Source organism: Carboxylicivirga longa (assembly GCF_050589825.1).
GTDB lineage: Bacteria > Bacteroidota > Bacteroidia > Bacteroidales > Marinilabiliaceae > Carboxylicivirga > Carboxylicivirga longa.
Window position 1 is genome coordinate 65,065 of record NZ_JBNGOZ010000002.1, and the last position, 26,601, is coordinate 91,665.

Annotated in this window: 17 protein-coding genes and 1 tRNA gene; 14 read left to right on the plus strand and 4 right to left on the minus strand. The window is 40.4% G+C overall.

What is annotated here, in order from left to right:
* Positions 1–4 precede the first annotated feature (4 nt).
* The 11 genes from ACRD7A_RS02015 to ACRD7A_RS02065 all read left to right on the plus strand — a co-directional run bounded on the left by ACRD7A_RS02015 (position 5) and on the right by ACRD7A_RS02065 (position 17,916).
* Positions 5–1,477 carry a hypothetical protein gene (locus tag ACRD7A_RS02015; RefSeq protein WP_430809672.1) on the plus strand — a complete coding sequence of 491 codons (1,473 nt, stop codon included), beginning with the start codon at positions 5–7 and terminating at the stop codon, positions 1,475–1,477.
* Positions 1,478–1,796: 319 nt separating this feature from the next.
* A complete protein-coding gene (locus ACRD7A_RS02020) occupies positions 1,797–3,446 on the plus strand; it encodes a T9SS type A sorting domain-containing protein (RefSeq protein WP_430809673.1) in 1,650 nt (549 codons plus the stop codon).
* Between the two features lie 313 nt (positions 3,447–3,759).
* Positions 3,760–5,016, plus strand: a complete 1,257-nt coding sequence (locus ACRD7A_RS02025; protein ID WP_430809674.1) for a TlpA family protein disulfide reductase — start codon at positions 3,760–3,762, stop codon at positions 5,014–5,016.
* A 108-nt stretch (positions 5,017–5,124) separates the two neighbouring features.
* Entirely contained in the window at positions 5,125–7,833 is a 2,709-nt protein-coding gene (locus ACRD7A_RS02030; protein ID WP_430809675.1) for a M16 family metallopeptidase, read from the plus strand.
* 249 nt (positions 7,834–8,082) lie between these two features.
* On the plus strand, positions 8,083–9,417 hold the full coding sequence (locus tag ACRD7A_RS02035; protein WP_430809676.1) for a thioredoxin family protein: 1,335 nt from the start codon (positions 8,083–8,085) through the stop codon (positions 9,415–9,417).
* Positions 9,418–9,432: 15 nt separating this feature from the next.
* Positions 9,433–10,761, plus strand: a complete 1,329-nt coding sequence (locus ACRD7A_RS02040) for a thioredoxin family protein (RefSeq protein WP_430809677.1) — start codon at positions 9,433–9,435, stop codon at positions 10,759–10,761.
* A 209-nt stretch (positions 10,762–10,970) separates the two neighbouring features.
* Positions 10,971–12,338 (plus strand): thioredoxin family protein, encoded by a 1,368-nt coding sequence (locus tag ACRD7A_RS02045; protein WP_430809678.1) that lies wholly within the window; start codon positions 10,971–10,973, stop codon positions 12,336–12,338.
* Positions 12,339–12,470: 132 nt separating this feature from the next.
* Positions 12,471–15,284 (plus strand): M16 family metallopeptidase, encoded by a 2,814-nt coding sequence (locus ACRD7A_RS02050; RefSeq protein ID WP_430809679.1) that lies wholly within the window; start codon positions 12,471–12,473, stop codon positions 15,282–15,284.
* A gap of 292 nt (positions 15,285–15,576) precedes the next feature.
* A complete protein-coding gene (locus ACRD7A_RS02055) occupies positions 15,577–16,326 on the plus strand; it encodes an NYN domain-containing protein (protein WP_430809680.1) in 750 nt (249 codons plus the stop codon).
* Between the two features lie 241 nt (positions 16,327–16,567).
* Positions 16,568–17,122: an STM3941 family protein gene (locus ACRD7A_RS02060; protein ID WP_430809681.1), complete on the plus strand. Its 555-nt coding sequence runs from the start codon at positions 16,568–16,570 to the stop codon at positions 17,120–17,122.
* Positions 17,123–17,181: 59 nt separating this feature from the next.
* Complete coding sequence (locus ACRD7A_RS02065) at positions 17,182–17,916, plus strand: glucose 1-dehydrogenase (protein WP_430809682.1); 735 nt, start codon at positions 17,182–17,184, stop codon at positions 17,914–17,916.
* Positions 17,917–18,036: 120 nt separating this feature from the next.
* On the opposite strand, the gene ACRD7A_RS02070 is transcribed toward ACRD7A_RS02065, so the two are convergent.
* Both ACRD7A_RS02070 and ACRD7A_RS02075 read right to left on the minus strand, forming a co-directional pair.
* A tRNA-Arg gene (locus tag ACRD7A_RS02070) sits at positions 18,037–18,110 on the minus strand.
* A gap of 252 nt (positions 18,111–18,362) precedes the next feature.
* The gene (locus ACRD7A_RS02075; protein ID WP_430809683.1) at positions 18,363–19,115 is read right to left on the minus strand and encodes a NigD1/NigD2 family lipoprotein; all 753 of its coding nucleotides are present in this window, start codon (positions 19,113–19,115) and stop codon (positions 18,363–18,365) included.
* Between the two features lie 207 nt (positions 19,116–19,322).
* Here ACRD7A_RS02075 and ACRD7A_RS02080 point away from each other — a divergent pair, with 207 nt between their 5' ends.
* The 3 genes from ACRD7A_RS02080 (at position 19,323) to ACRD7A_RS02090 (ending at position 25,251) form a co-directional block, all read left to right on the plus strand.
* Positions 19,323–21,035 carry a M23 family metallopeptidase gene (locus tag ACRD7A_RS02080; RefSeq protein WP_430809684.1) on the plus strand — a complete coding sequence of 571 codons (1,713 nt, stop codon included), beginning with the start codon at positions 19,323–19,325 and terminating at the stop codon, positions 21,033–21,035.
* 79 nt (positions 21,036–21,114) lie between these two features.
* Positions 21,115–23,247 carry a tetratricopeptide repeat protein gene (locus ACRD7A_RS02085; protein WP_430809685.1) on the plus strand — a complete coding sequence of 711 codons (2,133 nt, stop codon included), beginning with the start codon at positions 21,115–21,117 and terminating at the stop codon, positions 23,245–23,247.
* Positions 23,248–25,251, plus strand: a complete 2,004-nt coding sequence (locus tag ACRD7A_RS02090; RefSeq protein WP_430809686.1) for an AAA family ATPase — start codon at positions 23,248–23,250, stop codon at positions 25,249–25,251. It abuts the gene before it with no gap.
* Positions 25,252–25,319: 68 nt separating this feature from the next.
* Here ACRD7A_RS02090 and ACRD7A_RS02095 read toward each other — a convergent pair whose 3' ends face one another.
* Both ACRD7A_RS02095 and ACRD7A_RS02100 read right to left on the minus strand, forming a co-directional pair.
* Positions 25,320–25,955, minus strand: a complete 636-nt coding sequence (locus tag ACRD7A_RS02095; protein ID WP_430809687.1) for a trimeric intracellular cation channel family protein — start codon at positions 25,953–25,955, stop codon at positions 25,320–25,322.
* A gap of 6 nt (positions 25,956–25,961) precedes the next feature.
* Positions 25,962–26,573, minus strand: a complete 612-nt coding sequence (locus tag ACRD7A_RS02100) for an HAD family hydrolase (RefSeq protein ID WP_430809688.1) — start codon at positions 26,571–26,573, stop codon at positions 25,962–25,964.
* Between the last annotated feature and the right edge of the window lie 28 nt (positions 26,574–26,601).

Here is a 26,601-nt window from a genome sequence, read left to right on the forward strand (position 1 = left end):
GATTATGAAAATAAAATATTTATTACCATTGCTTTGCCTAGTAACATGCCTTTTTTATGCTTGTCAGAAAGTACCGACTTTTCCTGATCCTGGTTTCAAGCTGGAAAATCAGGACGTGGAAGTAAGGCGTGACACGGCTGATTTTTATACTGTAAAAATGCAGATGGAAGTGCCAAACGGTGTTGATAACATAGAAGTGTTGAATGCAACCAATTATGAGTTAGTCGAGTCTATTTCGGCATACGCCGGGAAAAAGAATTTTGAGTTTAATTACGAAATAGACCTACGTTCTTTTGAAAAGGATACCGTATTGTATTATATTTTTAAGGTAACAGATCAAGATAAGCGTTCGTTTAATCGTGGGTTTACATTATCGGTTAAACGGTTGTCATTCCCGGAAATCCGACTTGTTGGTGGAACCTCGCTCAACGTGGTAGTACCTGTCTATCAGCTAAAAGGTCTTATTTCAACAGGTTTAAATGAATTAGAGTCTGTTCAGGTATTGTTTAAAAACGAAGAGCAATATGCATATATTCCTGGCGCAAATGAAGCCGTATATGAGTATATTTTATCGGAGCAAATAGGATTTGGTACTTTGGTTGCAGGCGAAGAGTATCCTTTAGATATTATAATTAAAGATCGGAAAGGACAAACAAGTATTACAACCATAATGGTACGTAAAAGCGATGTATTAAAACAGCCTGTCGGAATAAATGTGTACACATATTCAGGACGAAATCTTTATTTTGGCCTCGAATACGATGAGTTACATCGGGTATCTAAAATTACCAAACAATGGGAGAATTCAGATGATATTGATAGCTATTTATTATCTTATAATGAAATGGGCTGTGTTGATACCATAACCTACCTATCTCGATACGAAAGTGATTATTATCAAGAATATGGGTTGAACCAGTATGGTCACGTATATAAATACAAGGAAGGAACAGCTCAGCTGGATCAGATTTTATATTTCGATATTTTTTATAATGACAATGGTTCAGTTGAAATTAGAAGCAATTATGAAATAGAAAGTCAAAATTTCCAATATAACGAAAATGGTATATTAACTTCCTATTATGGCGAATCGGCAACGCATGAAATGCAGTACACAGATCCTTTTAATACCGGAGAGTTTATATTTGCCGATTATTGGCAATTTGATTATTATAATATACTAGATAAAAACCGGCAACACCGCACTGATTTTGTACCTCTTTACATGCCATCTTATTTAGAAGGTTTACCACCCTTCTTAAGTTTAAGCGATAAAAGGTACTTCAGCGATATCTTTTTCAGTAAATATGTGTTTACAGGCACCCAACATAGTAGCGATGAGTACACCGGAACATATCTTGAAGAGCCTAATTATAAATATGAAACGGATGCTGATGGCAACCTAATTACCTTTACAAAAAACTATTTGTATAATGGCTGGAAGCCCCGAGCATATGTATACACATTCAAATATTAATTAAGTCGTTGATATTTATCAACAGAAAGGTCATCTGCATAGATGGCCTTTTGTTATTTTATTAGATAGTGTAGCTTTATGCATAATCCGCAATAGCAGTCATTTACTGTCAAATGCATTTATTTCCTGAAAGAAAGAAAAAGGTGAAATATAATTGGGTGCGATAGCAAAATTTAATGAAAAACAGATTTTTTTTATCCTGCTGTCACCCTCCCTCCCATCTCTTTGCGTCCTGCTTATAACAACGTTAAAATTCATTAAAAATGTTGTTAAACAGCATAAACGTATGCAAACATTAATTTTTTTAAATTACTCAATTATGAAAAAAATTTACTCTTTTTTGTTCTCTGTAATGTTAACAACTTTGGCCTATAGCCAAACGGTTAACTTGGTTGTTGATTCTCACGAGGGAGAAGCCGAAACTGCGCCCGGCAAGATGATTGCTAACAGTACTTTTATGGTATACGCTGGTAATGGTGCTAATACATGGACTGCTGCAAGGTCTATTGCCGGAAGTATTTACTATTACGACTATACCGATAGTGAAGTTTGGGTGTCGGATGGTACAGCCCCAAATACACGCATGCTCGAAATCAATGCAACATTCACAGTGGCAACCGATGCTGAAGGAACTGAATATACACAGCACAACAGTGCCGGTTTTTCTGATCAGATCCTTTTTAATGATAAAGCTTACTTTAACGCCAATAATGGTGAAGGTTTTCATGTATATTATATTGATGGCATTAGTGGGGATAAGGTTATGGCACTTGAAAATTCCTGGGCCAGAGTGCTGCCTGATCAGGCCAATGGAATAGTATACCTCACGGAAGGGTCAGCGTCGCCATGGAAGACATGGGATGGTGTTAATTTAAGTGAGCTGGTGGTGTTGCCGAACCAATACGAAGCCGATGGTACAACCCTTAAGGTTGAAAACTCATCTAACGGAGCTTGTTTGCTGGGGGATAAAATTGTTTTTGCCGGCTCTTATGTGGATCCAACGTTAGATGTTATAGGGACTGAGTTGTTTGTTTATGACCCAGCTGGTACCGACGGACCTCAGCTCCTTAAGGATATCCGCGTAGGTACAAGTAGTAGTTCACCAAAATATTTTGTTGAGCATAATGATATCGTATATTTTATGGCTAACGATGGCAGTGGTACTTATGCTCTGTGGAAAACAGATGGTACCTCGGCTGGTACAGTAAGAGTAACCCCAGGCGATGCTGAATGGACAGTTGATGTTAACGGACAGCCATTTTTGTTTAATAGTAAACTGTATTTCGAGGGAGATGATGATAACTCAGCTACAGATGCGTTGGATCAATTGTATGAGTATGACCCAGCTGCCAACACTTTGACCCGTATTTCAGGATTGTTGGATGCCTATAAAGCAAGCCTTCCTGCGCCGGAAGAGGTATTTATAAATTTTGACCCTAAAAGCTTTGTCGTTTTGGATAATACCTTATACTTCTACGCTAAATACTCTTTTGTAGAAGGCGATAAGACATACGACAGTACAACCAATGCCATTTATAAACTAAATGGTACATCAGTTGAGCTTGTTAGTGAATCAGTTGGGTTTTACCCTGTAGAGCTATTGGCTTTTAACGGTAAAATCTATTTCGCAGGTGAAGATACTGAGTTGATTGACAATGGCGACGGAACTTTTACAAGTTCAGGCGAAGAGCTATTTGTATACGATCCTAACGGAACACCTACTTCTATTGAACCTGTGCGTAATCAGAATGAGATTGATATCTTTCCAAATCCATCTTATGGCCATGTTAATGTAACAGGTTTTAATGGCGAAACAGCAGAATATAAGCTATACGACCTAAGTGGTCAGCTTGTTGAAAGAGGTATGCTTAACAACGATATCATTAACTATAATGTAAGTAAAGGAGTATATATTCTTAAAGTAGCTAATGGTACCTTAAGTAAAGCCATGAAGTTAATTGTAAGGTAGTAAATACACGTTGATATATTAATTTAAGGGTGTTGCAGTGCAACACCCTTTTTCTTTGTTATAAGTTGGGAACTTACGTTGAAAAATGAATATGGAATAAAGGAACTTGTCACACTGAATTGATTTTTATGCGTCTTAAAACTAAACGATCAATGTAATTTAGATTGTTGGTAAAATGATTCAAAGAATAAAAGACAAACCTACGAGGTGTTGCAAATTAGTTTTACCTATTTTGCTGGTGTGGCACCTATGTGCGCTGACTTCATGTAACCACACGAATACTGCGGAGACAAATGGCACGATAAACCTTCTGGTGGATGAAGAAGAAATGGGTTCAACCTCGGTAACAGGTAAAGAACTATTATGGAGTAAATGGCAGGTGAAATGGCCGGATAGTACAGGTCGTGTGCAGTTTAAAGCCAATATAGAAGAAGCTGATTTATTATTGATTAAAAGTAATAACTCATATAAAACTTTTCGTTGTTATTTAGAACCTGGTCAAACTTTAAATGTTATTTACAAAACTCATCAGTATACGATCATTGGTAATTCAATCGCAGCACGACAAAACATGCTGCTTCAGAAAGTTGATCAACAAATGACATTGTTGAGTAGTCAAAAGGAGTTAGAAAAATGGCCAAACTATCAAATCCTGGAACAATTGGTTTCCAAATTTTCAAATGATAATCCGGATGCTTCCACGGTTTTTCTTCGATTTATAAGGTTTAATATTCAGTATTTCTTATATACTGAACTGCTGGGTGAAAAGTCAGTCAAATCAAGCATTTATCGTGATTTTAATGGTGATGAGCTCAATATCCTGAATAATGTGATTAAGGATTCAAATTATGAATTGGCCTACTTATCGCCTTATTATCGTCAGTTATTAAAAATATACATTGATTATTATCGTGTAAGACTTTTTGTAGATAAAATAAAACCTGATGATAATCCCATATTAAATGAATTAGCACTATCGTCATTGTTAAGTAGTAAGCAGCTTAGTGAGTATCAAATGGCCATGAGTTTAAAAGCAATATTTCACGTTGGATGTAACCTTAATTTTGAATATGCCATTAATCAATACACGGGATATTGGAAGCTTTTTCTACTATCGGAATACAAAGAGACTTGTAACAGAATACCTTCCGGTTTAAATTTAGAAGATAATCACAAACAAATTACCATTTCAAAAAACTCTTTGTTAAATATACCTATTGAAATGGAGTCTTACCGGGGAACTTGGGTGTATTTAGAAATTACCAAGGGCAGCTTGGGGTATTCCCCATTTGAAACATACTATCTAAAACGGGTTAAAGAACGTGTGAACAATCTGGATTACATGTTTATATCCCTGGCCGATAAGAAAGTTTCAGGAAGAGATACGCTTGCCTTTCCAAAGGTTGTATGGGCTTCAGAAGAAAATTTACGCAGGCAACTCAAATCAGAGGTCTTACCATACTCTCTGCTGGTTAATCCTGCTGGTGAGGTTGTACGTATTAACCTGCCCAGGGCGTCAACCGGGATGTTGGAGCCAATGTTACGAGCAATTATTCAGCAAGAAAAATAAACTATTGATATGAAACGACCATACCAATTTGATATTCGGATTAATATGCAGGCGATGATCAAATTTAGTTGGAAGTTCCATATGGCAATTGAAAGAAAATATAATCATATGAAATCATTAAAGACAGCCGTCTTACTTTTATTACTGTTTTTATGCAAAACAGGCAATGCCCAGGAGTTGCAAATGCCGCATGAGGTGAAAATGGGACATTTGAAAAATGGGATGACCTACTTTATCATCCCGGATGGTAATCCGGGTAAAGTTAAACTGACGATGCTAACTAAAGTGGGCGCACTCCTTGAAAAACCAAACCAGCATGGTTATGCTCATATGGTAGAGCACATGTTGTTTAAAGGAAGTGAAAACTATCCGGGTAGAGCCTGCCTGGACGAACTGGAATTGATGGGCATGCGTCGTGGAATCGATTCTAATGGTTATACAGGGAGTAGTAGTACCCAGTATTTTGTGACTATTCCTGAAAACGATAAAGATTATTTTGAAAGAAGCCTGCGCCTTCTTAAAGACTGGATGTTCCATTTGCAAATGGATGAAGACATATTGGAAAATGAGAAGAAAGTCATTATTGAAGAAATTAACCGGGCAGGTGGCGATCCGGTTGGAGCGCCGAATTTAATTGGAACCAGCCTTGAAGGGCATGATCCACTAGGTACGAAGGAATCTGTAAAGTCAGCTTCTATTAATGGATTATACCAATTTTATAAAGACAATTATATACCATCTAATATGGCCTTGATTGTACATGGTAAAATGGATCAGAAGTGGGCAGAAAAGCAGATTAAAAGACTATTCTCGAAAGAAACGGCTGCCGCAGGTCATGAGCCCAATCGTTACATTAATATTAATAATACAACCGTGGTAAGTGGTCAGTATCCGAAAAAAAATGATCATGCTCCGGATATACTTGTAGTGCAGTTTAAAGATGAGCCCATAGAGGTAATAGATTATAAATCATTTAAGGCCTTTCTTAAAACGAAACTGATGAGCCGTATGCTGGACATGAGAATAAACCAGTTAATGGGCAACTCAGTTAAAAAGGTTTCGGTGAATATGGGTTCTGTTATTCCTGGTAATTCGGTCTATAATATCAGGTTACAGCTTTTAAATAATGTGTCTTATAAAGCAGTTTTTGATTCGTTTTGCAAAATGTTAGCACAGGTTCAACAGTATGGTTTCACCCCTGAAGAAATAGAATATGTAAACACAATAGAGACACAGTTTTTGGAAAGGCGACGTAAGATTAAGCCTGATATGATTAATAAAGTGCAAAACTTTTTTATTAGCGGGAATATGCCTATCGAGACAGAGCAATATGAGAATTTTACACTTAAAGCCTTGAAAGAAATAACTGCAGACGATTATCTGGCCTTGTTTAATCATATGCTTGATTTGGAAAAGACGATCCTGTACAACGGAACAAGCACTGCCTGTTCTCCGGATTTTAATGAAACTGCCATTCTTGGTAAACTAAAGCTTCTAGATACCATTTCAACACCGGAATTTGTGTTTGAGGGTAAATTAGCAGTGCAGAGAAAGCCAAAGGAAGTAAGAAGTTTTCAATTGGAGACTCGTAATATTGCCGTGATAAGAAAAGAGAAACAATTGGATGAGGGCTTAAAAGTATTGACTTATCCTTCAGGAGTAAAGGTAGTGCTATACGATTCAAATGACGAAAAGGCTACTGTAAAAATGATTTCGGCAAAGGGCTTGAGTTATCTTCCAGTCGAAGAACGAAATAGTTATGAAAAGTCCATCCGCTATATGATTTCAGCTTATGGTAAATATGATGATAAAGAAGCCAGAGTAATTGAGAGAAGCAGGGGCATCACAAAAAAGACATCCATCGATGACTATTTTTATGAATTAAACGTGAATAGTAAATCAGTAGATTTGGAAGAATCGTTGAAGTGTTTCAACTTGCTGATTGCAGAACCGAACTATCCGGAAGCCAAAGAAGTGATGAAAGCTTTAGAGCGGAGGAACAAAAGAAAAAAAGTGAATGACGATGCCAATAATAATGTTGAGGCAGCGTTAAGCGAAGCATTGGTGAAGCGTTTATACGAATACGACCGCAACATAAAAAACCAAATTGGAGAAGCTATTATACTGGTAGAAGGCAATTTACCTGATAATATCGAAGCAATTGTTTCACAATACATTGGAAGTTTGCCATCAACAAAAACAAGTGAGTTAAATAACATTGATGCGGATGGAATAATACCTGATTCTATCATCTATAACCCAATAGCTTGGAAACAGGATTTGTCTAAGATAGCTTATAATTTTAGAAAGCCATCTGAAAAAACACTCACGCTTCAGGATGAGTTACTACTGCAAGGTGTTAAGGAGTACGCGCATTTAAAAATGTTCAGTGTCATCAGAGAAAAGTATGGATTAGTATATGCTACCGGAAGGAATGCAGAGGTTTATAAGGTGCCTTTTAATTATAGTATGCTCAGACTGGCTTTTATGACCGATACATCCAATATCGAACGGGCATATGATATAATGACAAATGAAGTTTTGGCCCCATTGGATAAAGCCGTGCTAAGCGATATTGAGTTACAAAAGATAAAGGCCTTGGTACGTAGTTTATACGTAATGTCTTTTTATGAAGATCAGCGCATAAGAGATAAATGGCTAAAAGCTTATCTGAAATATGGTAAAGTGTATTCTGCAAAAGAGTTGGATTCTATAATTAAAGCGTTAAGCCCTAGGAAATTAGAAAAATACCTGCATGAAATAATTGATTTGGAGCGATTTGAGTTAAAGATACATTTGCCTGAAGAAATGATCTGAGTGTGATTCATAAAAGATAGTATCCTATAGAGGGACTTATTATCATGTTCACATTACGCAAACAGTAATAGCTTTTTAAAGGTTTGGATTGATTTTAGTTTGTAAGTTGCAATGGTTCTACCCTTGCAACTTTTTTGTATGCACCCTGTCACTCTGCTAGCATATTCATGCGTCCTTAATTAAATGTAAAGGAGGTTTTCTGAAAGGATGAAATGCCTTTATAATCAAAATATCATTAAAATAATCTTTATGAAAAAAATAGCTATAGCTTTATTAATGTGCCTTTCAATAATCGGAGCTGATCTGTATGCGCAGGGGATCAATTTTGAGCATATTACATTTGAAGAGGCATTGGTCAAGGCTAAGAAAGAAAATAAATTAATTTTTATTGATTTTTACACAGTCTGGTGTGCCCCATGTAAAATGTTGGCCAAAACAGTTTTTCCAGATTCAAAAGTGGGTGAATTATTCAACAAAGAGTTTATCAACCTTAAACTCGATGCAGAAAAAGAAGGCCGGGAAATAGCGAAAAACTACAAGGTCGATGCTTATCCAACACTGCTTTTCGTTAACGGAGATGGAGACATGCTTTATCGAAAAGTGGGCGGAATAAATATCGATCAATTTTTGGCTATGGGACATGATGTTATAAAAACAGCCAATAGTGATTACAGCTTGTTGAGTTTACAAGAAATGTTTCCACAAAAGCAAAATGATGAAAAGTTTCTGCGGATATACATCGATAGGATGATAGAGTACGGCCAGAATCCTGCTGATGGTATTGAAGCCTGGTTAAAGATTCAAACTGAGATAAAAGAGAATGGTGTGGATATGTTTGAGTTTATGCTCAAATATGTGAAATACATGCAAGTGGATGGTAAAGCCGAGGAAATATTAATTAGCAATTATGATGAGTTTTTTGATATTGCTACCCGTCAGGAAGAAGGCGTTCTTAAAAAGATGCAATCCAAAATGGTGAATAATACTGGAACTGCCGCCTATGCTCAAAAAGATCCTCAATTAATGCGTGCTTTCATCAACAATTGGAAAGAGTTGCACGGCGAAGATGCTAACATGGAGGCCTTAACGCAGTATGAACTGGACTACCTATTATTTGCAAAGGATATTGATGCCTATAAAGCAATGGCCGAGGCTTATATGGATAGTATTATGTCGGCTAAAAGCCTGCAGCAAATCAGGCAGGAAGACAAGGCATATTATGAGCACTACAAGGCTAATAAGTATAGACCAAGTCTTATTGCTAACTCTATCCTTAATAACCTTGAAAAAGGACGTGAAGCGCGGAAACAAACCAAGATCATAGAAAAAACAGGCTTCAGTTATTTAAAATATTGTGAGAGTAAAAAGGACTTTAAACGTCTGCATTCGTGGATTGACTATGGTGCGCAATTGGTACCGGGTGATTATAATATGGATAACCTGAGGGCAAGCGTACTGAATAAACAAGGCAAGACTAAAAAGGCCATTCAATACAAGGAGCAAGCATTAAATAAGTTGCCGGAGCGCGATAAAAAAAGAGGCGTTATAGAGCGACAGCTTAATGAATTGAAAAGCGATCAATAGTTAAAAATTAAACCAATGAAAAAATTATATAGTACAATTTTATTAGTACTTACGGTTGTAAGTGTTGTTGCGCAGGGTATTAATTTCGAAAACAGTAGTCTTTCAGACGCGCTGGCTAAAGCAAAGGCCGAAAACAAGCTTTTGTTTATTGATGGTTATGCCGTGTGGTGTGGCCCGTGTAAGCACATGGCTAAAACTGTTTTTATGGAAGAAGAAGTAGGAAAGTACTTTGATGCCCACCTGGTGGCTTTAAAAGTGGATGTTGAACGCGGTGAAGGGCCCACGATTAAGCGAAAATATAATATTAAGGGCTTGCCAGGATATGTTTTCTTAGATGGAGATGGTAATGTGGTGTATCGCTTCTCTGCGTCGATGCCAACAGATCGTTTTATGAAAGAAGTAAAGTTGGCAGTAAAGTACTCAAAAGACTCTCTTAGTTTAGGTCGTTTAGCAGAACGTTATAATACAGAAAAGAATGACGAAGCATTTTTAAAAACATATCTGGCTAAGTTAAAAGAGAGTAATTCGACTAATTATACCGATGTGCTTGAGCAATATTTAAGCATTCAGAAAAACATTGATGAGTCGAGCCGGGAAATGGTTCTTCTATTGGCCGATCATTACGAAGAGATCATATTTGGTGGACGGGCTGATGAGATTATTCAGCGAAATTTTGGGTCGGATGCCTGGAAGCAATATGTGCGTAAAGATATTCGAGAAGCATTTCAGAAGTTGCCCAAGAGCATGATAGAAAAAACAACCGATTATGCCGTTGCTAAAAAAGACACTGCCATCTTGGAAATGACCATGAGAAGAGCTGAGAAAGCGGGCGTAAAAGTAGATGATAAGCAGCGTAAAAGAGCCTATACTTATTTTTATGAGAAAGCAGGTATGGGTAAACAGTACAAAGCATTGGTGCGACAAGATAATGAGGCCTTTATTCAGTCAATTGATGTAGAACAAATGCGCAATGCCTATTTAGATTTGATGAAGCGAAAGGCTGAAGGCGATGCTATAGCTTTAGCCTCCAGGCCACACTCGGAGCGAATTAGCCATCAAATTTCTGCAATGGTTAATAGTTATGCCAAATTTGCCTGCACAGAACAGGAAAAAAAGGATGTAAAACGCTGGATGAAGGTTGCCTACCAAATTATTCCGGGCAATGCTGCTATTACCAGTCAATATGCAACGATTCTCTATAAGCTGGATGAGAACAAGGAAGAAGCCATTAAACTAATGGAAGAAGCTTATCAGCATGCCTCACAAAAGGACGATAAAAGAAGTCAAGGCATCAAGAAAGATCTGGAACTGATGAAAGCCGGTGAAAGTATTGTTTTAAAGTAATAAGCAAACGCTTTGCCTGAAGAATAAATCATTTTTAAGTTTAATAGTGGTTAATGGTAGCGCTTCGGGTCTTAATAGTAGATCCGAAGCGTTTTTTTTTTATAGCGATTTGTCACCCTGTTCCTTCTTATAGAAGTCTTAAAATAAAGCAATTCATACCTTTTGGTGACAAGGGTGAAAAATAAAATATCAATTATAATATAAAGTTTATGAATAAATCTCAAATACTACTGTTGCTGTTCATCTTGATTGGGCCATTGACTTTTTCGCAAGGCATCGATTTCCAGCATATTACTTTCGAAGAGGCACTTATAAAGGCACAGAAAGAGGATAAACTCATTTTTATTGATTTCCATACTGCCTGGTGTGGTCCCTGTAAAAAATTAGCCAAAGGACCGTTTAAGGATTCTTTAGTAGGGGATTATTACAACCGGCATTTTATTAATCTAAAATTAGATGCTGAAAGAGAAGGAAAGCAAGCGGCAGAGCTTTTTACGGTACGAAGTTATCCAACATTAATATTTGTTGACGGCGACTCCCAAATGGTGTATCGAGGTACAGGGTCAACAATGATTAAGAGTGGGGGTATGATACCCTTTGCCAAGTTGGCCTTAAAAGCTGCAACAAGCGATGAATATTCACTGGAAGATATGCAGAGGCTTTTTCCTGAAAAACTAAACGACGAAGCTTTCTTGAAAAAATACCTCAACATATTGGTTAAATACAAAATGGATCCTATTCAGGCGCTTGATGCCTGGTTAAGTGTGCAAACAGATATCGAAGAATCAAGCGGGGAAATGCTAGACCTTTTATTGAAATACGGCCATAGTATTTATTTAGGGTGTCAAGCAGAAACAGTATTGAGAGCCAACTACAATCATTATTTAACGATTGTACCAAAGAAAAATAAGATAAGGTTGGAACGAATTGAAAACCTCATCGCTATGACTACACTCAAAAGAGCTTATCATATGCAGGATCCAGAACTGATGCGGCGTTACTTAGACAAGTGTAAAGAAAATAATATCGGTGCGGCAAAAAATGGGAAATTGGGCTTTTATGAGATGGAGTATTTAAGGCTTGCTAATAATAATGAGGCTTATAAAAAGGCTGCGGTAGCCTATGTTGATAGTATTATTGACATGAAATCAGTAAAGCAAATTAAAAAGGATGATGCTGAGTCTTATAATAAGTTCCTGGAGTTTACTAAAGATAAGTCTGGTGTTTATATTGAGTATAAGCGAAAGATGATGAAACAAGGAAAAATTGCAACTCGCAATGTTAAGGACATAATGGAAGTCTGCCGCCTCTATTGGTCGCGGTGCGAAACAAAAGAAGATTACAGGCATTTAAAAAGTTGGATTAAATATTGTTACAAACTCATTCCGGGATATTGGGAAGTGAACAACCTGGAAGCTGACCTTATTTATACTCAAGGCCAGGTGAAAAAGGCAATCGATTTAAAACAGACAGCCATTGATAATGTACCATTTAACTTTAAAAAGAAGCCAAACCTGGAATATCAATTGCAATTAATGAAGCAAGGCAAAACAATAACTGTTGTACCAATTAAGTAAGGAAAATCGAACTAAGATGTTTGAACTATAGCCATTTGAACAACATAGTTTAAGGCATTAAACGCTTGTCGCTACACCGATGCTGATTATAGAAACTTATAATTGAATAATCAACAAAAAAATACAAATAACATGCGAAGAATAATTATATTACTAATGGGAACTTTTCTCATTGGCTCAGTAGCATATGCACAACAATTTGCAGACTTATCACAAACAATGCCTTTTGACTCAACCATCAGGAAAGGCTTGTTACCCAATGGTTTAACCTACTATTTAAAACACAATAGAGTTCCTAAAGGTCAGGCCAGCTTTTATATTTACCAGAATGTTGGAGCGGTGCTGGAAACCGATAAGCAAGATGGTTTAGCCCACTTCCTGGAGCACATGGCATTTAACGGTACTACAACCTTCCCCGGCAAATCGATGCTGGATATGTTAGAGCGAAATGGCGTTAAGTTTGGTAAGGATGTAAATGCCTATACCTCAAAGAATGAGACTGTTTACAACATTAGTCGTGTTCCGGTTAGTCGCAATGGATTACTCGACTCGTGCTTGTTAATTTTGCGTGACTGGTGTGATGAACTGGCACTGACTGACGAAGAAATAGATGCCGAACGAGGTGTGATATCTGAGGAATGGCGTACACGCAGAACTCCTGGTTTTAGAATACAAAATAAGATTGCACCAACGATCTATAATGGCAGTATTTATGCCTATCGGGATGTAATTGGAGAACTTGATGTGATCAAAAACTTTGATCCTGAAGACTTGCGATCCTTCTATCATGAGTGGTATCGAACCGATTTGCAGGCCATAGCTATTGTTGGGGACATTGATGTAGATGCTGTTGAGAAACAAGTGGAGGAACTATTTTCTGCCATCCCGGCCATTGAAAATCCAAAAGAACGCAAAGCAGTCCTAATTCCGGATAACCCAGAACCAATGTTTGTTCAGGTCACTGATAAAGAATACAAAAACGTTAATATCAACCTGAAAATAAGACATGAAGATACTTCTGACAATACACTAAAAAGTTTGCGCGAGTCCTATGTCAATAGCTTCTTTAACGCCTTGATGAAGGGACGTTACAAGGAGCAGATGTTAAAAGGTAAAGCGCCATACCTGAATGCCAGTGCCTCATACGGAGCCTTACAAAGAGGATATAAAGCTTTTAATGTATATGTAACAACCAGGGCAGGTAAAGAGTCAGAGGCATTTGAAGCAGCCTATGCCGAGCTGCAACGTGTCATTCAACATGGTTTCACCCAGTCCGAGTTGAATCGTTTAAAAACTAATACCCTAGTTTCCCTTACGAACAGTTATAATAACAGAAAAGGCATTAATTCCGATACCTACTGTAAGTCTATTAAAAGAGCCTACCTGGAAGATGTAGTTATTACCGATGCTAAATTCAAGTACGAATTTGCTAAGGAAATAATTCCGGGTATTACAGTAGAAGAAGTGTCTGCTGTGGCAAGTAAATATTTAACTGACAGCAACCGGGCTTATGTGGTTACTGCACCTGCAAGTGATAAGGACTCATTCATTTCACAAGCTGAGATTGAAAGCATTATTGCCAGACTGGAGAAAAGACCTCTTGAGCCCTATGTAGATGGCGTACCCGTGAATGTTTCACTGATGAGTACGACTCCAGAAGCAGGTCAAATTGTAAGTGAGAAGAGCATTGATATATTTAAGGCCAAGGAGTGGACACTTTCTAATGGTGCAAAAGTAGTCTTTAAGCGAGTGGATAATAATACCAATGGCCTTATACTTAAAGCTACAAGTCCGGGAGGGAGTTCACTATACAATATTGATGATTTACCTTCTTTTAGGGCGGCATCTGGTTTTGTAGCCGGCTTTGGTATTGGTAAACACGATCCTGTTCAGTTGAAGAAAATAACAGCGGGTACAACAGCCGGCTGTAGTTATAAATTGGGGGAATTTAATGAGTCGATAACTGCCAGCGCAAAGGTGAAGGATCTCGAGACTATGTTCCAATTGGTGTACATGCGCTTTGAAGAACCCCGTTTTGACCCCATGGCCTTCAATAAGCTCATGGAACGCAACTACTACAATGCTAAAAACCAGATTCAAACAACGAAAACTATCATGCGTGATACAATAGCTTTATTAACGGCCAATGGAAATCCTCGCGCGTTAAAGTTTGATAAAGCCTTTTTGGATCAAATGGATTTTGAGCGCATGAAGGAGATCTATTTGGAAAGGATGTCCAACGCGGCTGACTTTACTTTCATCATTGTGGGAGATGTCGATGAAGAAACACTTAAGCCACTGGTTGAAGAGTACATTGGAGCGATTAATACTAAAGGCGAAGTAGAAAAGTGGGTTGATAATGGTGATTATTTCCCAACCGGAAAAAATGAACACCGTATTGCCTTGCCGATGCAGGAACCCAAAGCTACTGTCTTTCTTAAGCTGAAAGGAAATGCCAAATATTCGCGAGAGACAGTAATTTATCACAATATTTTAGGGTCAATTTTAAACCTTCGCTTTACTGAAAATATTCGCGAAAAAGAAGGAGGTACGTACGGTGTTCGAGTACGCCCAACCGGATCCAGTATACCTGAAATGAAATTAGGATTGGACATTCAGTTTGATTGCGATCCGGCCAAGGCTGATTATCTAAAGCAGCTGGTTTATGATGAGCTGAAAAATGTTCAAAAAAATGTAGTGCAATCAGACTTGGAGAAGGTAGTACTTAACATGAAAAAAGGCAATCGAAAGGCCTTAAGAAACAACAAATACTGGATGTCTGTTCTGAAAAAATACTATGAGACGGGAGAAAACAGAATGTCGCCTGAGTACTTTGATAATGTCATTAATAATGTGACAACCAAAGATATTGCCAAAGCTGCCAGGAAATTTTTTAAGAAAGCAGATATATTAGATGTCGTTTTTGTGCCCGAAGAGTTAAACTAATATTACTCTTATACAAAAAGTACATCTATCAGAATTAATTTTAGCCGCCCATTTTCGAGTAATACTACGGAAGGGCGGCTTTATTTTGATATTAAACTGATCTCCACGAATTAAACGATGACTTATTTTCGGTTCATAGTTAGCCTTAAAATCACTATCTTCACAATTCACAAAGAAAGATTCGTTAACCACCTTAATTTGGGAAAAGCAAAAACAAATATTTACAATCAGCAGTACCAAGCTGTCTGCATTGCCTCATCCGGATTAAAGGGTAAAAACAAAAATCAGTTTTATGAATAATAATTTAGCTGTATTAATCGACGGCGATAATATACCCGCAGGATATGTGAAAGAGATGATGGAAGAAATTGCCAAATATGGCAACCCAACAATAAAACGTATCTATGGCGACTGGACCAAACCCGATTTGTCAAAATGGAAAAAAGTACTGCTGGAGAATGCCATTACCCCTATACAACAATATGCTTACACCTCGGGGAAAAACGCCACCGACTCAGCCATGATCATTGATGCCATGGACATCCTGTATTCTGAGAAAGTAAATGGCTTCTGCCTGGTATCGAGCGACAGTGATTTTACCAAACTCGCCACCCGCCTGCGCGAAGCCGGAATGCAAGTAATTGGCATTGGAGAAAAGAAAACCCCTACCCCCTTTATCGTAGCCTGCGATAAATTTATCTATGTCGAAATATTAAAAGATCGAGCCAAAGAAAAAGAATCAGAAGATGACAAAGACCACGACAAGGAATCATACGATAAAATAACCCCTAAGGAAATCAAACTGATCGCCGCCACCATCAACGACCTTTCGGACGATGACGGCTGGGCCTTTCTGGGCGATGTGGGTAGTTTACTACAGAAGAAACGCCCTAACTTTGACCCCCGCAACTACGGATTTCAGAAATTGACACCCTTGATTGACGCTACCGCACGCTTTGAAATTGAACAACGCGACAGCCCCAACAGCCGCCACAAACTTATTTACGTAAAAAATAAAGCACGACGCCTGCATAAGAAATAATATATATAACCTACCAATGCCTCCTACCCTATATCAGAACTCAGCAAACGTGACATAACAGGAACCAGATCAACCTGAATACTATTGAAATTTTAAAGTTCAGATTATTGAATAGACTACTTTTTGGGAGCAGAATTTAAGGTGCCATACACTTGAACAATACAAAATGCACTTTTATATTTGCATGTGTAGCTAGAAAATGAAATTTAGCTTAAAAGCAAATGACTAACATAGCTAAAGGATGTCACAAAACAAACTGATAGAGATTCCCTTGAGCTATACCAAATTGGCTTGGACAATTGTGGGTGCCATTATATTCGTCATTCTTGGATTGGGAATAATCTTTTACCCTGCGATTCTCAATATTGCCGCGGTGGGAAATCGCACCCTGACATCTATCATTGGGCTGGCAACAATAGCATTCTTCGGCACGGTAGCCATCGTTAATATCAGAAAAACATTGCACAATAAGCACGGCCTTATTATTAGCACACAAGGGCTTACAAATTATTCATACGAAACTCAAGCCACAACAATCCCATGGTCAGATATATTAGAAATCAAACCCATAAACACGCCGGGTCAGAAAATTATAGTTATAACTGTTAAAAATCCTGACGCTTATATCGAAAGAGAGACCAACAAATTTAAGAGGAAAGCCATGGAGCTAAACTATAAAACTCTCGGTTCTCCCCTTCACCTGTCAACCCATTCTCTGAAAATAAGTTTTGAGAAGCTACATGCCTTGCTGGTGCAGAAATTAAATGAATACAAACAAGCGGATACCACCTCCTAAATGATTACTCTTCGAACTTTCTCCCTATGACGCTTGTTTCCCTCAAAAACCAATGGAGCATGAAGCGGTTAGAAAACAAGGTAGCAATAATAACAGGAAGCGCCCAAGGTATGGGCGCAACACATGCCGAGCGATTTATTAAGGAAGGTGCTAAAGTGGTTATTACCGATTTGAATGAAGAAAAAGGAAGGGCACTAGCCAATCAACTGGGGAACAATTCTCTTTTTATTAAGCAAGATGTAACAAGGGAAACGGACTGGCAACGGGTTATTGAAAAGACCCAAAAAGCCTTTGGAAAAATTAACATACTGGTAAACAATGCAGGCATCACCATGAACAAGTCCATCCTGAAAATGACAGAGGAGGAGTATTTACGCATTGTGAAAATCAATCAATTATCTGTATTTATGGGAATAAAAAACGCTGCATTAGCGATGAAGGATAATAACGGGGGCGCCATTATCAATATCTCGTCGATTAATGGTATTGTTGGGGGTGCAGCTGGCTATACCGATACAAAGTTTGCGGTGCGCGGCTTAACAAAAGCTGCTGTTTTAGAACTGGCAAAATATGGTATCCGGGTAAACTCAGTGCATCCTGGGGTTATTGCTACACCAATGGTCGAGCAGGGAGATACCAAAAATTCCGTAGAAGCGTTTGCCAAGCACATCCCGTTACAACGGATTGCCCAACCCAACGAAGTATCTAATTTGGTGCTCTACCTAGCCTCTGACGAATCCCTGTATTCAACAGGGTCAGAATTTATTATAGATGGCGGCTTAACAGCGATGTAAAGATTAGCGGTAAGTTGAAAAAATGATTAATCGATGAAGTATTGAAGAGGGATCACGGCAATAAAGATACGATCCTGAAAATAAAAAAAGCCTCCAAGTAATTACTTGAAGGCTTCTCTGTGATCCTGGAGGGACTCGAACCCCCAACCTCTGCGGCCGTAACGCAGTGCTCTATCCAATTAAGCTACAGAACCAGTTTTTGTTGTTTGCTTGTGAACCATTGTTCTCAATTGCGATGCAAATATAGGGATAATGCAGATAAAACACCAAATCTAAAGGCATAAAAAACATAGCTTTTTTTGAGCTTTTGTAGCAATACCAAGGCTTTTAGCAATTTAGGTACACTAAAAAAATGAGATCTAAAACGACATATACTTTAAAAAGCAGACAGTAAACAATAAAAAAGGCCGCACGTATAATGCGACCTCTCCATTATAATATATTCTCTATTCAATCAAGTCGGCCATGGGTGTTGTTGAAAAGGCTTTCACTACAGGCTCAACTCCGGGCTGATCATAGCGGTAAGTCAAGGGCTCAGTATAAATAAGCTCACCAGCTGTATTAATGCTACGCAATATCAACTGCACACTCTCCTTCCCTTCCTCTTTTAACTCAGAGATATCGATGGAGGCAATTCCCCACTGCAGATTATTGTAAGGATCTCCATTCTTATTGTGCTTCAGCTCAAGAATTACCTCACCATTCTCGGTTAGTAAATCCTCTGTATCTTTCACCATATTAATAAAATGAACATAACCCGGGGCTCCACCATATTCAAACTGTACATTCAAATAATCATTGGTAAACCAGGTGTCGGTAATAGATACAGCATCGTTACCTATTGAATCTTTAACTGACTCCAATGTATTTTCATCAAAATTAAAAACAGGCTTTGTCAGTAACTCCCAGTATCCATTAATTTTCACATAATAATCGTAGCTTCCATCAGGGTCATCGCCTAGAATGGTATAATTAAGCATAATGCGCATGCCATCTTCTAGGCTCTCGGGCGATACATTGGTAGCCGCCGGCCATAAATCATCACCACCATCGGTAACCACATAGAAATAATCGCTGGTTTTTACAACCGTACCAGTCGTCACCCAAAAATCACCCAATGAGTAACCATCATCATTTGAACAGCTAAACAGCGTTACACCAATTAGCGCCAATACAAGTCCAAGTCTTAACTTTTTCATAGGATTCTATTTTATTATTAATAATTTACATGCTTGTCTAAAGAATAAATATCATGCCAGACCAACAACTTTTACATTGATTAACTATTAGAGGACTATTTCGAGGAGTGGTTGCGTGCTACCTGCCATTCACTGTAATATTCCATTGTTTTTCTAGCCACATAACGCTATTTTTGGATGATTTTAAAAACGGAAAGAAGCATTGTTATGAGGCAATTCACTATATACATTCTTGTTCTTACAATATTTTTACCCCGCCTTGCTGCTCAAGTACCTGACAGCAGCCGCTTTGTAAAACCACTGAAGATTAAACCTTTTGTAAGTGGCAGCTTTGGTGAGTTGCGTTCCAATCACTTTCATTCGGGATTGGATCTGACTACCAACCGCAAAACAGGCTATCGTGTGTATGCTTCTGACAATGGATATGTAGCACGCATCAAAGTATCTCCTTATGGCTATGGTAAAGCTATTTACATAAACCATGCCGATGGTTACACTACCGTATATGCCCACCTCGAAAACTATGCCCCACGCATCGACTCATTGGTGCAGGCCCGGCAATACGCTGAAGAATCCTTTGCCCTAGAATTGTTTTTCAAGGCAGGTGAGCTACCCGTTAAACGGGGCGAGGTAATAGCCTACAGTGGTAACTCGGGCGGGTCGGGCGGCCCCCACCTGCATTACGAGGTACGCGAGCAAGCCACTCAAAAGCCCATCAACCCCCTTCGTTTTCGCAACGATATTGCAGATAATGTTCGTCCCCAGATACAAGGCATTAAGTTCTACTGCCTGGATGAAAACGCCAGTGTGAGTGGACGCCGTGAGGATAAGTATGTACCCACCGTTTTTTACGATAAAGCCTTTCATCCCAAGGGAAGCAAAATTTTTACTGCCCATGGCAAAATCGGTCTGGGTGTCCAAGTCATCGACTACTTTTCAGGTAGCTGGCGCAAGTGCGGCATCACGTCCATCGATTTATGGGTCAACGACACGCTGGTGTACAATTTTAACATCGACAAATTCAGCTTTGCTGAAACCCGCTATTTAAATGCCCACATCGACTACGCTGAAAAACGACGCAGCGGTAAAGTCATACAAAAGAGCTTTGTTGAAGCCAACAACCGACTAAGTCTCTATAACAAAAAAAATAGCTACACGACAATACTTAAGCCAGGCGACATCAAAGAATGCAGCTATAAAATTATTGATTATGCCGGTAATGTCTCACGCCTTAACTTCACCATAAAGGGCGAAGAAGCACCTAATCCCCTCCAGCTAGCCCCTTCACCACTGCTGAAAGTAAACTGTAAAAAATCCTTTCAGCTGGATACCCTGGACATGCAGCTACACATACCGGCCAATACCTTTTACACCGACATTGATCTGTTTATACACAAGGAGGAGAAAGCCGGTTTTGTAACACCCATTTACCACATAGGCGATAATCACATTCCCTTGCACAAAGCCTTCACACTGCGCATTCCCGTGCCCGATTCCCTGCTTAAGCACCGCGATAAACTACTGATGGCCGGTGTTACCCCGCAGGGAAAGACTTTTTCGGCTGGAGGCCAGTGCGAGGGTCAGGAGCTAATATGCAGCACGCGCAGTTTTGGCCGGTTCACCCTTGCCATTGATTCAGTGCCTCCGCTTATTAAGCTGCATAAGGCGCCCCAAAACAATAACTACGCAGGTCGAAAAACCATACAATTTACCATGCGCGATTCATTTAGTGGTATTCAACATTACGAGTGTCGTATTGACGGACAATGGGCACTTTTTGAATACGATGCCAAAAATGATCGCCTCATCGGCCACTTGAAAAATATTCCCTTTCTTACCAAAGGAGAGCATCAACTTAGCGTGAAAGTAAGGGACAACAAAAACAACACCAGTACCAAAACCTACACCTTTAGCTATTAGCCATATTATTGATGTTTGATGGCCGCAAACAAACTATCTGTTGTATATTTGTTGGCATTCATAGTATGATGACAAACGTATGAGTAGAAAATTCACCATTTTTATATTCCTTTTAGTTAGCCTGATAAGCCCACTTACTAAGGCACAAATCAACACCGACAGGATGCTGACAATCGGTAAAAACGCCCTTTACTTCGAGGATTATGTGTTGGCTATTCAGTATTTCAACAAAGTAATAAAGGTGAAGCCCTACCTCTCCGATCCCTATTTTTATCGTGGGCTGGCCAAGTATTACCTCGAAGATTATAACGGTGCCGAACTGGATTTAAACACCTGCCTACGCAAAAATCCCTTTTTAGTGGATGCCTACAATGTGCGGGGCATCATCATGAGTAAGAAAGACAATCATGAGCGAGCTATCAAAGACTACAGTCAGGGACTTCGCATTGAACCCGGTAACATCAACCTGCTGATCAACCGGGGTAACAGCCATTCGGCCAGTGAAAATTACGAGGCGGCCATCGAAGATTTCGATCGTATTATTAAGAAAAAACCCTCATTACTGAGCGCCTACCTGAGCCGTGGCGCTGCCAAAATACATGCCGGCGACTCATTAGGCGCTCTGGCCGATTATAGCCACGTGGTTAAGCTCAACCCCTATCTGTCAGACGGCTTTGCCTTCCGTGGTATACTCTACTATCAGATGCAACGCTTCCAGGAGGCGCTACAGGACTATAATAAGGTAATTGAGCTGAAAAGTGATTATCCGGGCTATTACATGACACGAGGTGTTATCCGCTATCAGCTGGATGACCTGCGGGGCACCATGGCCGACTTCGACAAAGTGATAAAGCTGGATCCAAAAAATAGTGTGGCCTACAATAACAGGGGTATTCTTCGTGCCCAAATAGGCGATAAAAACCGAGCCATAGAGGATTTTTCAAGAGTACTGGCGCTCGACCCCAGCGATTTACTCACCCTCTACAACCGAGCCTTGCTATTTCTCGACCTGGGGCAAAGCAAAAGGGCTCTCAACGATTTTAATATCATCATCGATAATTACCCCAACTTTGGGCCCGCCTACTACAACCGCAGTCTTGCCAAACAGAACCTGGGTGATATAAACGGAGCCCGCCTGGACTACTCTACGGCGGTTAAGCTGGATGCTGATAAGCGTAATCAGCAGGATATGCTGGCTGCCAAAGACAACAAGAGTGCCGGCAAGCAAACTAAAGAGAACGGACGTAAGGCCACCCGTAAAAAATCCGATAAAGATATTCGCAACTACGATAAACTGGCGGTACTGGATGATTTTGGTGAAGAAGAGCAGGAGGAGGAGGAATTTGAAAGTATACGTGGCAAAATACAGAACCGCGACATCTTCATCGATCTGGAGCCCGTATTTGGTCTTACCTATTATCCGGGCGACACTCTTTTGAGCCGGCCGCCTTATTACGAAAAAGAGGTAATGGCTTTCAATAAAAAGGAGTTATACGAGCGACCTCTGGTAATTACCAACCGCGAGGTGGAAGCCGAAGGCCTTCAATACATCCGCCTTACCAATGCCATTAACAACATTACCGAAGAACTGCAGGATGATGCCACCGACCGGGCCATACTCATCACACGCGGTGTGCTGTACAGCATGGTGATGAACTACAGCAGTGCCATGGCAGACTATAACGAATTGCTTAAATCAGATCCCAACAATGTGGTGGCACTGTTCAATCGTGCCTACGCTCGCCATAAGATGGTAGAGATCATTAAAGCACTGGAGGCGGAGACCAAAGTAGACAATAATGTGATGCTGCAAGGGCCAATAAAAAGCCGGGGAACATCATCAACTAACATCCCGGATCATGAAAGTACAAGCATACTCGATTATGAGCTGATCCTACAGGATCTGAACCGGGTAATTGAATTATCGCCCAACTTTGAGGCTGCCTACTACAACAGGGCTATAATTCATTGTATCAAACGCAACTTCCTGCAGGGCGTAGAGGACTTTACACGTGCCATAGAACGCAACCCTGAATTTGCCGAAGCCTATTTTAACCGAGGGCTTACCCTCATATACCTGGAGGAAGAAGCACGAGGCACAGCCGATTTGAGCAAGGCCGGTGAGCTGGGGATATACAAAGCCTATAACGTAATAAAACGCTATGGCGCAGAGGAGCTGAGTGATAAAAACCGCATAGAAGAAGTGAAATAAATGAGTGTATTACCCGATAATTTTGATACGGATAATGCTGAATTTCAGGATGCCCTTAAACTGATTCAGCACACTAACTCATCGGTCTTCCTTACCGGGCGAGCCGGCACGGGTAAGTCAACATTTCTACGCTATATCTGCCAGCATACACATAAAAAACTGGTGGTAGTGGCTCCTACGGGCATCGCTGCCATCAATGCCGGAGGCGTTACTATTCACTCCTTTTTCAAGGTACCCTTCCGTCCTATCCTACCCGATGATCCGGACCTGTCAACAAACAAAGGACGCATCTTTGACTTTTTGAAATACCGCAAATCACACACACAGATCATTAAGGAGATGGAACTGCTCATCATAGATGAAGTATCCATGGTGCGAGGCGACATCCTTGATTTTATCGATCGCGTGCTGCGCGTATTCACCAAAAATATGAATCAGCCTTTTGGCGGTAAGCAGCTACTAATGGTGGGTGATGTTTTTCAGCTGGAGCCGGTGGTGAAACGTGATGACTGGCAGATACTGCGCCGCTTTTATCGCTCACCCTACTTCTTCTCAGCAAGGGTATTCAGCAAAATTCCCCTGGTACAGATAGAGCTCAAGAAGGTTTATCGGCAAAATGATGCCACCTTCGTAAACCTGCTGGATCGTATTCGCCTAAAGCAGGCCGGCAATAACGATATAACGGCCATCAACGCACGCTACAAGCCCACTTTTCAGAGTCCTGTAGACGAGTTTTTTATCACCCTGGCCACACGGCGTGATACAGTGGATTATATCAATGATAACAAACTGGAGCTACTGGATGGCGAGGAACATACCTTTAGCGGCAAAATATCGGGTGAATTCCCAGAGTCGGGTCTACCCACACTTAAAGAATTGGTACTTAAGGAAAATGCCCAGGTAATGTTCGTAAAGAACGACATGGAAAGACGTTGGTATAACGGTAGCTTGGGACGCGTGGAAGATATCGACGAGCAGGGCATCTATGTGCGATTGCAGAACGATCAGATCTACTTGGTGGAGAAAGAAGTGTGGCGAAACATACGCTACAAATACGATGAGAAAAACAACCGCATCACTGAGGAGGAGCTGGGCTCATTCACTCAATATCCGCTTAAGCTGGCCTGGGCCATTACGGTACATAAAAGCCAGGGGCTTACCTTCGACAAGGTGATGCTCGACTTCTCGGGTGGCGCCTTTGCCGGTGGACAGCTCTACGTGGCATTGTCGCGCTGCATCTCCCTGGAGGGAATCGTGCTAAAAACGAAAATATCGCCCCGCGACGTGATCGTCAACAGCGAGGTGGTGCGCTTCTCTAAGGCCGCCAATAACAAAGTGTTGATTGAGAAAGAGCTGAACAAAGCCGCCGCCCAGGATTTATACCGCAATGCCATTGCCCGCTTTGAACAGAACGAGTTTGCGGAGGCCGTGGCATCCTTTGCCCTCGCCAACGAAAAGCAAGAGGCATTGTCGGCAGTTCCTGTACAGCGCCTGATATCCCGTAAGCTTAATAAAATAAATAAGCTGGAGAAAGAAATAAAGGAACTCAATGCGGCCATTAAGCGACAGCAGAAGAATGTGGCTGATTTTGCCCGCGAGTACTACCTGATGGCCAACGAATGCATGGTAAAATTTAATGATACCGGGGCTGCCATGGCCAACCTCAACAAGGCGCTTAAGTTAAAACCACAGTTTTTTGATGCTCTCGTGCGCCGTGCTGCCCTGCATGTTGAATCGGGCGATTTAAAGAGCGCCGATAAAGACTACTCCAAAGCTAACAAGGTAAATAACAGATCGTACAAAGTGAAGTACAACCGGGGGCGCACACGACTGGCGCTCAGGAAATACGAGAAAGCATACAGCGATCTGCTACAGGCCACTGCCCTGAAACCCGACAAGCCGGCTGCCTATTTCTACCTGGGCGAAACCTGCGAGAAGATGGGTGAAATGGACAAAGCAAAAGAATACAAGGCCATTGCCAACCATCTGGGCTTTGAGGACTAAACGATGATCAGCCACTTGCGTCTATGCCGAAATAAATCGCAAGCATTCACTATCCTTTTAAAACTATGCTATTCAGACTTATCCTTCTCGCCCAATGTAATGGGTGGCATGGTAATATTATAACGCACCGCCCACACACGGATGGCGATGATCACCAGCACCGTTACCGCTTCACTAATCACCTGCGGCAAATGCAGATAATGCAGGATTAAAAAAACAATACCGCCGGTGATACAGGCTGTGGCATAGATTTCCTTATGAAAAATAAGCGGTAGTTCATTGGTCAGTGTATCACGTATGATACCGCCTACTACAGCGGTCGACAGTCCCATCATAACGGCAATGGGCGCCGATATGCCAAAATCCAGTGCCTTCTCAAGACCAATAACTGTAAAGGCAGCAATGCCAATTGTATCAAACAAAAAAAGCGTATTTCGTAACTTCAGCACATATTTCTTAAACAGAATGGTGATGAATACACCTGCCATAATAACAATGAAATAATTATTGGATTGTATCCAGGCCACAGGCAAATTGCCCAGCATCATATCGCGAAGCGTGCCGCCACCAATCGCCGTCGCAAAACCTATAAAGATAGCGCCAAATAAATCCAGCCGCTTTTGTGCTGCAGTAAGGGTGCCACTAATGGCAAACACCATGGTTCCTATATAATCGAACAGCAGTATCAGATCGAATGAAGGCATAATGAATTAATCGTAGTAAGGTTTAACATCAATTACCTGCATGCCAGCGGCCTTAGCCGCTTCAATACCAAGGTGCCCGTCTTCAAATACAAGGCAGTCAGCAGGTGCCACTCCCAAAGCGGCAGCAGCGTTTAAAAATGTTTCAGGATGCGGCTTGTAATGGCTTACATCATCAGAAGTAACAATAGCTTTAAAACGATCTTCGATACCGCTGCTGCGCAGCAGGCGCTCTGCCCTTTGGCGGCTTGCGCCAGTGCCCACAGCCATGGGCAACAATCCTCGATACCGCTCCAACACATCAAACACTGCGGGAATCAGGGTCACCTTATTCAGATTATCCTCCACTAAGGACTCTTTGTGCGCTACCAAATCCATGGGCGTAACAGCCAGCTCATAGCGAGCAATCAAATCCCTGGCCAGTTCAATCACGGGACGGCCTGTTAAAGTGATGAAAAAATCGTAATCGAAACTCACACCAAAGGGCTGACAGGCTGACAGCCATGCCTGATAATGAACGGGCGTACTATTTAGCAAAGTACCATCCATATCAAATATCAGCCCCTTAATATCACGGGATATAATAATATCTTTCTGTCGTTGATTATGTGTTTCTGCCATGCCTCCCAATTTAGCCGCGAAAGTAAGC

What these genes read in the sequence shown, in the direction of transcription:
- ACRD7A_RS02015 (WP_430809672.1), top strand. Translation starts at nt 5, where the DNA reads ATGAAAATAAAATATTTATTACCATTGCTTTGCCTAGTAACATGCCTT.
- ACRD7A_RS02020 (WP_430809673.1), top strand. Translation starts at nt 1,797, where the DNA reads ATGAAAAAAATTTACTCTTTTTTGTTCTCTGTAATGTTAACAACTTTG.
- ACRD7A_RS02030 (WP_430809675.1), top strand. Translation starts at nt 5,125, where the DNA reads ATGAAATCATTAAAGACAGCCGTCTTACTTTTATTACTGTTTTTATGC.
- ACRD7A_RS02035 (WP_430809676.1), top strand. Translation starts at nt 8,083, where the DNA reads ATGAAAAAAATAGCTATAGCTTTATTAATGTGCCTTTCAATAATCGGA.
- ACRD7A_RS02040 (WP_430809677.1), top strand. Translation starts at nt 9,433, where the DNA reads ATGAAAAAATTATATAGTACAATTTTATTAGTACTTACGGTTGTAAGT.
- ACRD7A_RS02045 (WP_430809678.1), top strand. Translation starts at nt 10,971, where the DNA reads ATGAATAAATCTCAAATACTACTGTTGCTGTTCATCTTGATTGGGCCA.
- ACRD7A_RS02050 (WP_430809679.1), top strand. Translation starts at nt 12,471, where the DNA reads ATGCGAAGAATAATTATATTACTAATGGGAACTTTTCTCATTGGCTCA.
- ACRD7A_RS02055 (WP_430809680.1), top strand. Translation starts at nt 15,577, where the DNA reads ATGAATAATAATTTAGCTGTATTAATCGACGGCGATAATATACCCGCA.
- ACRD7A_RS02060 (WP_430809681.1), top strand. Translation starts at nt 16,568, where the DNA reads ATGTCACAAAACAAACTGATAGAGATTCCCTTGAGCTATACCAAATTG.
- ACRD7A_RS02065 (WP_430809682.1), top strand. Translation starts at nt 17,182, where the DNA reads ATGAAGCGGTTAGAAAACAAGGTAGCAATAATAACAGGAAGCGCCCAA.
- ACRD7A_RS02075 (WP_430809683.1), bottom strand. Translation starts at nt 19,115, where the DNA reads ATGAAAAAGTTAAGACTTGGACTTGTATTGGCGCTAATTGGTGTAACG.
- ACRD7A_RS02080 (WP_430809684.1), top strand. Translation starts at nt 19,323, where the DNA reads ATGAGGCAATTCACTATATACATTCTTGTTCTTACAATATTTTTACCC.
- ACRD7A_RS02085 (WP_430809685.1), top strand. Translation starts at nt 21,115, where the DNA reads ATGAGTAGAAAATTCACCATTTTTATATTCCTTTTAGTTAGCCTGATA.
- ACRD7A_RS02090 (WP_430809686.1), top strand. Translation starts at nt 23,248, where the DNA reads ATGAGTGTATTACCCGATAATTTTGATACGGATAATGCTGAATTTCAG.
- ACRD7A_RS02095 (WP_430809687.1), bottom strand. Translation starts at nt 25,955, where the DNA reads ATGCCTTCATTCGATCTGATACTGCTGTTCGATTATATAGGAACCATG.
- ACRD7A_RS02100 (WP_430809688.1), bottom strand. Translation starts at nt 26,573, where the DNA reads ATGGCAGAAACACATAATCAACGACAGAAAGATATTATTATATCCCGT.